General features: G+C 71.4%; 8 protein-coding genes. 6 read left to right on the plus strand and 2 right to left on the minus strand.

The window, feature by feature from the left end:
• Positions 1-48: 48 nt before the first annotated feature.
• Complete coding sequence (locus ACIQWA_RS37030; protein ID WP_360229460.1) at positions 49-381, minus strand: transcriptional regulator; 333 nt, start codon at positions 379-381, stop codon at positions 49-51.
• A gap of 469 nt (positions 382-850) precedes the next feature.
• On the opposite strand from ACIQWA_RS37030, the gene ACIQWA_RS37035 reads away from it, so the two are divergent.
• The 6 genes from ACIQWA_RS37035 to ACIQWA_RS37060 all read left to right on the plus strand — a co-directional run bounded on the left by ACIQWA_RS37035 (position 851) and on the right by ACIQWA_RS37060 (position 5,405).
• Positions 851-1,054: a cold-shock protein gene (locus ACIQWA_RS37035; RefSeq protein ID WP_402490546.1), complete on the plus strand. Its 204-nt coding sequence runs from the start codon at positions 851-853 to the stop codon at positions 1,052-1,054.
• 132 nt (positions 1,055-1,186) lie between these two features.
• Entirely contained in the window at positions 1,187-1,669 is a 483-nt protein-coding gene (locus ACIQWA_RS37040) for a MarR family winged helix-turn-helix transcriptional regulator (RefSeq protein WP_402490549.1), read from the plus strand.
• Positions 1,666-2,589: an ATP-binding cassette domain-containing protein gene (locus tag ACIQWA_RS37045; RefSeq protein ID WP_402490552.1), complete on the plus strand. Its 924-nt coding sequence runs from the start codon at positions 1,666-1,668 to the stop codon at positions 2,587-2,589. The genes ACIQWA_RS37040 and ACIQWA_RS37045 overlap by 4 nt, the downstream gene beginning before the upstream one ends.
• Complete coding sequence (locus tag ACIQWA_RS37050; RefSeq protein ID WP_402490555.1) at positions 2,549-3,442, plus strand: ABC transporter permease; 894 nt, start codon at positions 2,549-2,551, stop codon at positions 3,440-3,442. The genes ACIQWA_RS37045 and ACIQWA_RS37050 overlap by 41 nt, the downstream gene beginning before the upstream one ends.
• A gap of 184 nt (positions 3,443-3,626) precedes the next feature.
• The gene (locus ACIQWA_RS37055) at positions 3,627-4,160 is read left to right on the plus strand and encodes a pyridoxamine 5'-phosphate oxidase family protein (RefSeq protein ID WP_402490557.1); all 534 of its coding nucleotides are present in this window, start codon (positions 3,627-3,629) and stop codon (positions 4,158-4,160) included.
• A gap of 207 nt (positions 4,161-4,367) precedes the next feature.
• Positions 4,368-5,405, plus strand: a complete 1,038-nt coding sequence (locus ACIQWA_RS37060) for a GDP-mannose 4,6-dehydratase (protein ID WP_402490560.1) — start codon at positions 4,368-4,370, stop codon at positions 5,403-5,405.
• Between the two features lie 65 nt (positions 5,406-5,470).
• Here the strand turns inward: ACIQWA_RS37060 and ACIQWA_RS37065 are convergent, their stop codons facing one another.
• Positions 5,471-5,785: a hypothetical protein gene (locus ACIQWA_RS37065; RefSeq protein ID WP_402490563.1), complete on the minus strand. Its 315-nt coding sequence runs from the start codon at positions 5,783-5,785 to the stop codon at positions 5,471-5,473.
• Between the last annotated feature and the right edge of the window lie 271 nt (positions 5,786-6,056).

Genomic DNA, 6,056 nt, shown 5'->3' on the forward strand with positions numbered 1-6,056 from the left:
GCCCCGGCAACCGGCCCCCGACCTGCCCGGGCCGGGGGCCGGGAGGCGTCAAGGGGCGTTGTGGGCCTCGGTGTCGGCGGCGGCGATGACGGCGGTCAGGAGGCCGGGGAAGCGTTGTTCGAGTTCCTCGGTGCGGAGGGTGTTCATCTTCGTGGTGCCGACGTAGTACTGGCGCAGGACGCCCGCTGCGCGCAGGACGGAGAAGTGGTGGCTGGAGGTGGAGCGTCCGACGGGGAGGTCGAAGGATCCACAGCTCAGGTCAGCGCCCGAGTGGGCCAGGGTGTGCACCACTTTGCGCCTCGCCGGGTCGGCGAGGGCCTCCAACACCTGCTGGACGTTGACGTCCTCCACACCGGGGTGAACGATCACTCGCGCTGTCACGCGTGCCCGTCCCACACCCACCACCCCTTCCCAAGCCTGGCCCCCGTTCCGAGTCGAACCCCCGTCAATCGCCGCGTACCGTGCGCGACTTCATGCCAGACGCTACTACGGGACGTGGCCCCGCCACGCCCGCTGCAACACCTTGGCAACACTGCTCGTGCACCGGATGCGCACGTTCCACCCGGGCGTGCGCCCGGGCCCACCCGGGCGAGGGTGGGTGAGGAGCAGTACGTGTGGAGGTGGTCGGAGGCCATGCCGGTGCCGTGGTGCCGGTGTGCGAACGCCCGGCCGGGGTGGGTCGGTTGGGAGTGGCCGAATCTGGGTGAAAGCCGGACGCGGACGGCGACGGGTCGGTAGCATGATCATGAGATTCGCCGTCCGCGGTACTGCTGAACGTGCTGTTCCTGGACGCGACAACCGTGAGGGGTGCGCAGCAGCGCGCATCCCTTCGTCCCGAGGGGAGATCGGCATGGCCACGGGTACCGTGAAGTGGTTCAACGGGGAGAAGGGCTACGGGTTCATCGCCCAGGACGACGGCGGCCCGGACGTGTTCGTCCACTTCTCCGCGATCCAGGGCAGCGGCTACCGCAACCTGGAGGAGAACCAGCCGGTCGAGTTCGAGATCACGCAGGGCCAGAAGGGCCCGCAGGCCGAGCAGGTCCGCGCGATCTGACCGGGCGGCGTACGAACGCCCCGCACGAAGGCCCCGCACCGGCGAGCACGCGCCGGTGCGGGGCCTTCTGCTGCTGTCCGCCCCCGCCCGCCCCCTCGACAGATACCTCTCACTGAGAGCTAAAATCGAGGTATGGAGACAGGACCCGCCCACCCGCCCAACGGCGCCCTCGCCGACGAGTTCTCCGCCCTCCTCACCGGCATCCAACGGATGCTGCGCCGCCGCCTGCGCCAGGGCCTGGACCAGCCCCGCCTGCGCGGAGCCCAGGTCGAACTGCTGCACCTGGTGATGGACACCCCGGGACTGCGGGTCTCCGCCGCCGCCGAGGAACTGTGCCTGGCCGGCAACTCGGTCTCCACCCTCGTCAACCAGCTCGTCGCCCAGGACCTGTTGCGCCGCGAGGTGGACCCCGCCGACCGCCGGGCCGCCCTGCTGTACGCCACCGAGGCCGCCCACCAGCGCATCGAAGCCTGGCGCGAGCGGCGCCGGGCACTGACCGGCGAGCTGGTCGCGGGCCTGCCCGGCCCCGAACGGGCCGCGCTGGCCGCCGCCCTACCCGCGCTGCGCTCCCTCGCCCAGGGGCTGCGCGACCTGCCCGAGGAGGACCCGCGATGACCGAACCGGAACCAGCAGGAATACCGGGAGCCACGGGAACGCCAGGAGCCACGGGAACGCCAGGAGCAGGTGGAGCGTCGGCCGCGGCGGAGGCCGTGGTGTGCCGGGGCCTGGAGTACAGCTTCACCCACGGCCGTGGCAAGGTCACCCGCGCGGTGGACGGTATCGACCTGACCGTGCGGACCGGTGAGGTCTTCGGTCTGCTCGGTCCCAACGGCGCGGGCAAGACCACCACCATCCGGGCGATCACCACGCTGCTGCCCGCCGGCCCCGGCATGGTGCGCGTCTTCGGCCATGACGCGGCCCGCCGCCCCATGGAGGTACGGCGCCTGCTCGGCTACGTGCCGCAGCAGTTGTCCGCGGACGCCGGGCTGACCGGGCGGGAGAACGTCGCCCTGTTCGCCCGGGTCTTCGACGTCCCCCGTACCGAGCGCGCCCGCCGCGTCGCCCAGGCGCTGGCCGCCGTCGACCTCACCGACGCCGCCGACCGGATGGCCGCCACCTACTCCGGTGGCATGGTGCGCCGCCTCGAACTCGCCCAGGCCCTGGTCAGCGCCCCGCGCCTGCTCGTCCTGGACGAGCCCACCATCGGCCTGGACCCGATCGCCCGCACCGGCGTGTGGGAGCGCGTGGACGCCGTACGCCGGGCCACCGGCATGACCGTCCTGGTCACCACCCACTACATGGACGAGGCCGAGCGCCACTGCGACCGCATCGCGCTGATGGACCGCGGCCGGATCCGGGCCCTGGGCACCCCCGCCGAGCTCAAGGAGGGCATCCGCCAGGCCGTCCCGGGCGGCGAGGAACCCACCCTCGACGACGTGTTCCGCCACTTCGCCGGCCGTGACCTGGCCGACGCCACGGAAGGAGACTTCGGCGATGTCCGCCGCACCCGCCGCACCGCCAGCCGCGTCGGCTGAGCCGCCCACCCCCGGCGCCACCCCCGGCGCCACCCCCGCCGGCGTCCCGGACCTGAGCCTGCTGCTGGTGCCCCCGCGCGCCCGCACCGGCTGGCGCCTGGTGCCCGCCCGGGTCGCCGCGATGTGCGCAGTGGAACTCCAGAAGCTGCGCCACGACCGCACCGAGCTCTACACCCGCGCCGTCCAGCCCGCCCTGTGGCTGCTGATCTTCGGCGAGACCTTCACCCGCCTCAAGGCCATCCCCACCGGCGGCATCCCCTACCTCGACTACCTGGCACCCGGCATCATCGCCCAGTCCGCGATGTTCATCGCGATCTTCTACGGCATCATGATCATCTGGGAGCGGGACTCCGGCGTCCTCACCAAACTCCTGGTCACCCCCACCCCGCGCGCCGCCCTGGTCACCGGCAAGGCCTTCGCCGCCGGCGTCAAAGCCGTCCTGCAAGCCGTCGTCGTGGTCCTGATCGCCGCCGCCCTCGGCGTCGCCATGACGTGGAACCCGCTGCGCCTGCTCGGCGTGGTCGTCGCGGTGCTGCTCGGCTCGGCGTTCTTCTCCTGCCTCTCGATGGCCATCGCCGGGATCGTCCTGACCCGTGACCGTCTGATGGGCATCGGCCAGGCCATCACGATGCCGCTGTTCTTCGGCTCCAACGCCCTCTACCCGGTCGACCTGATGCCCGGCTGGCTGCAGGCCGTCAGCAAGGCCAACCCGCTCAGCTACCAGGTCGACGCCCTGCGCGGCCTGCTCATCGGCACCCCCTCCCACCTACCCCTGGACTTCGCCGTCCTGGCCGCCGCCACCGCGGCCGGCATCGCCGCCGCCTCCGCCCTCCTGGGCCGCCTGGCCCGCTGAGGCGGCCGCCCGGGTGTACGAGCGGGGACGCAGGTCCGTAGCAGCACCGCCGGTGGTCTGTTCGAAGGAGCCGGTGGGAAAGGCGAAAGGAGGTGCAGGTGTCGGGTTTCGCCGCGAGAGTAGGGGGGACCGGTCGGCGCTGACGGCGTCGGCCGCGGACCACGTACCACGGACAAGGGACCCCATGCTCGAGACGCCCGACGACCTCGCCCGCCTCCAGGACCTCCTGGACACCTCGCTCGCCAGCTCCACCGCCCACCTGCGCTCGATCATCAACAGCGAGCGCACCCTCACCGCCGTCCAGCTGACCGGCGTGCTCACCGGGATGTGCACGCTCGCGCTGTCCACCGTCACCGCCAAGGGCGAGCCGCGGATCAGCGGCGTGGACGGCCACTTCCTGCACGGCAGGTGGCACTTCGGCACCGCGCGCACCGCCGCCAAGGCCCGTCACCTGGCCACCCGGCCCGCCGTCAGCGCCGCCCACCTGCGCGGGGAGGACCTGGGCGTGTTCACCCACGGCACCGCCGAGATCCTCAACCCCCGAGACGGCGAGCCGGCCGCCGACTGGCCCGAACTCCTCGCCTACTTCCAGGACTTCTACGGCCGCGATGCCTTCGACTGGGAGCACGACGTCGTCTACTACCGGCTGCACCCGCACTGGATGTCCGTTTTCGCCTCCGATCCGGCCGAACTCCTCGCGACGGCGGAGCGGGCCTAGAACAAGGCAAGGTGATGTCGTCCCAGGTGTGGACGTCGACGCTCTGGACGACGTTGACGGTCTGGACGACGTTGACGGTCCGGGTGGTGCTGGTCCCGTTCGATTTCTGGGCGGCGTGCGCCGGAAGTCTCGCAAATTCCTTAGCCCCTCCTCTGGTTCGCTGGCCGTGCCGAGAGCGCTCCGCGAGCAGTGGCTGAAGGGGAACGGATGTCCAAGCGTGCACTGATCACCGGGGTGACCGGTCAGGACGGGTCTTACCTGGCCGAGCACCTGATCTCCCTGGGATACCAGGTCTGGGGCCTGACCAGGGGGCAGGCCAACCCGCGGAAGGACCGGATCAGCCGGCTGATCCCGGAGCTGCGCTTCGTCGACGGTGACCTGATGGACCAGAGCAGTCTGGTGTCGGCGGTCGACACGATCCAGCCCGACGAGGTGTACAACCTCGGAGCGATCTCCTTCGTGCCGATGTCCTGGCGGCAGCCGGAACTCGTCACCGAGGTCAACGGCACCGGCGTGCTGCGGGTGCTGGAGGCGATCCGGATGGTCAGCGGGATCAACAAGCCGGCCGGGGCCGTCGCCGGCCCCGGCCGGATCCGGTTCTACCAGGCCTCCAGCTCCGAGATGTTCGGCATGGTGGCGGAGACCCCGCAGAACGAGCGGACCACCTTCCACCCGCGCAGCCCGTACGGCGTGGTGAAGACCTACGGTCACTACATCACCCGCAACTACCGCGAGTCCTACGGGATGTACGGTGTCTCGGGGATCCTGTTCAACCACGAGTCGCCGCGCCGCGGTGCCGAGTTCGTGACCCGGAAGATCTCCCTCGCGGTCGCGCAGATCAAGCTCGGCCTGCAGGACCGGCTTCTGCTCGGGAACCTCGACGCCGTCCGCGACTGGGGTTTCGCCGGGGACTACGTCCGGGCGATGCACCTGATGCTCCAGCAGGACGAGCCGGGCGACTACGTCATCGGCACCGGGCGGATGCACTCGGTGCGGGACGCGGCCCGGATCGCCTTCGAGTGCGTCGGGCTCGACTGGGAGCAGTACGTCGAGGTCGATCCAGGGCTCGTGCGACCCGCCGAGGTGGAGACGCTCTGCGCCGACGCCGGCAACGCGCGGGAGAAGCTGGGCTGGGACCCGGAGGTCGACTTCCCCGAGCTCATGCGGATGATGGTCGAGTCCGACCTGGAACAGGCGCGGGTGGCCCGCGACTACGACGAGGTGCTGGCCGGTGCCCGCTGGTGACACCGGCCGGGAGCAACGGCAGGGCGGTGGGGATCTCGCGTCCCCACCGCCCTGCCGTTGCCGCCCTACCGTTGTTCGACGGCCCGCTCGGTCGGCGGCCGGGAGAGCCCCAGGATGGCCAGCGCGATCCCGACGCCCTGGTCGCCCAGCCGGGCGGCGTAGCGGTGCAGCATCGCGTTCTCCTGGGCGAGGCTGGTGGTCGGCAATCCGGCGGCACGGCGGCTGAGTTGCTGGCCGCGGGCCAGGCGGATGCGGTGGACGAGCTGGGCGATCAGCTGCTCGTCGAGCTCGCTGAGCTCGGCCGCGGCCGGGTCCGTGGTGCCCTCGGTGGAGGGCAGCGGCACTCTCGGTGCGTCGCCGTGCGGGAAGGGTTCGGGCATGGCGGTGATCCTCGTCGACGTCGGGGCGCTCGGCCCGGGGGGCCGCACCCATGGCTCGCGCAACTGACGATCCAGCCGAACGCCCCGGCAATTCCCTAGAGTCCGGGACCGGTTCGGACGTGATCGACAGACCCTAGGGAAATTCGGCGCGGCCCCGATCGAGACTGGGCGCTGGAGTGCGGGAATGCGAGCGCCGCGCGTGCCGGGCACGCGGGCCGTCCTCAAGCGGATCCCTGCCGTTCGCCGGTCTTCCAGATGGGTTGCGTCGATG

Source organism: Kitasatospora sp. NPDC098652 (assembly GCF_044760155.1).
GTDB lineage: Bacteria > Actinomycetota > Actinomycetes > Streptomycetales > Streptomycetaceae > Kitasatospora.

Excerpts from the sequence above, each read along its gene's own strand:
- ACIQWA_RS37035 (WP_402490546.1), top strand. The coding sequence starts at position 851 with ATGGCCACGGGTACCGTGAAGTGGTTCAACGGGGAGAAGGGCTACGGG.
- ACIQWA_RS37040 (WP_402490549.1), top strand. The coding sequence starts at position 1,187 with ATGGAGACAGGACCCGCCCACCCGCCCAACGGCGCCCTCGCCGACGAG.
- ACIQWA_RS37045 (WP_402490552.1), top strand. The coding sequence starts at position 1,666 with ATGACCGAACCGGAACCAGCAGGAATACCGGGAGCCACGGGAACGCCA.
- ACIQWA_RS37050 (WP_402490555.1), top strand. The coding sequence starts at position 2,549 with ATGTCCGCCGCACCCGCCGCACCGCCAGCCGCGTCGGCTGAGCCGCCC.
- ACIQWA_RS37055 (WP_402490557.1), top strand. The coding sequence starts at position 3,627 with ATGCTCGAGACGCCCGACGACCTCGCCCGCCTCCAGGACCTCCTGGAC.
- ACIQWA_RS37060 (WP_402490560.1), top strand. The coding sequence starts at position 4,368 with ATGTCCAAGCGTGCACTGATCACCGGGGTGACCGGTCAGGACGGGTCT.
- ACIQWA_RS37065 (WP_402490563.1), bottom strand. The coding sequence starts at position 5,785 with ATGCCCGAACCCTTCCCGCACGGCGACGCACCGAGAGTGCCGCTGCCC.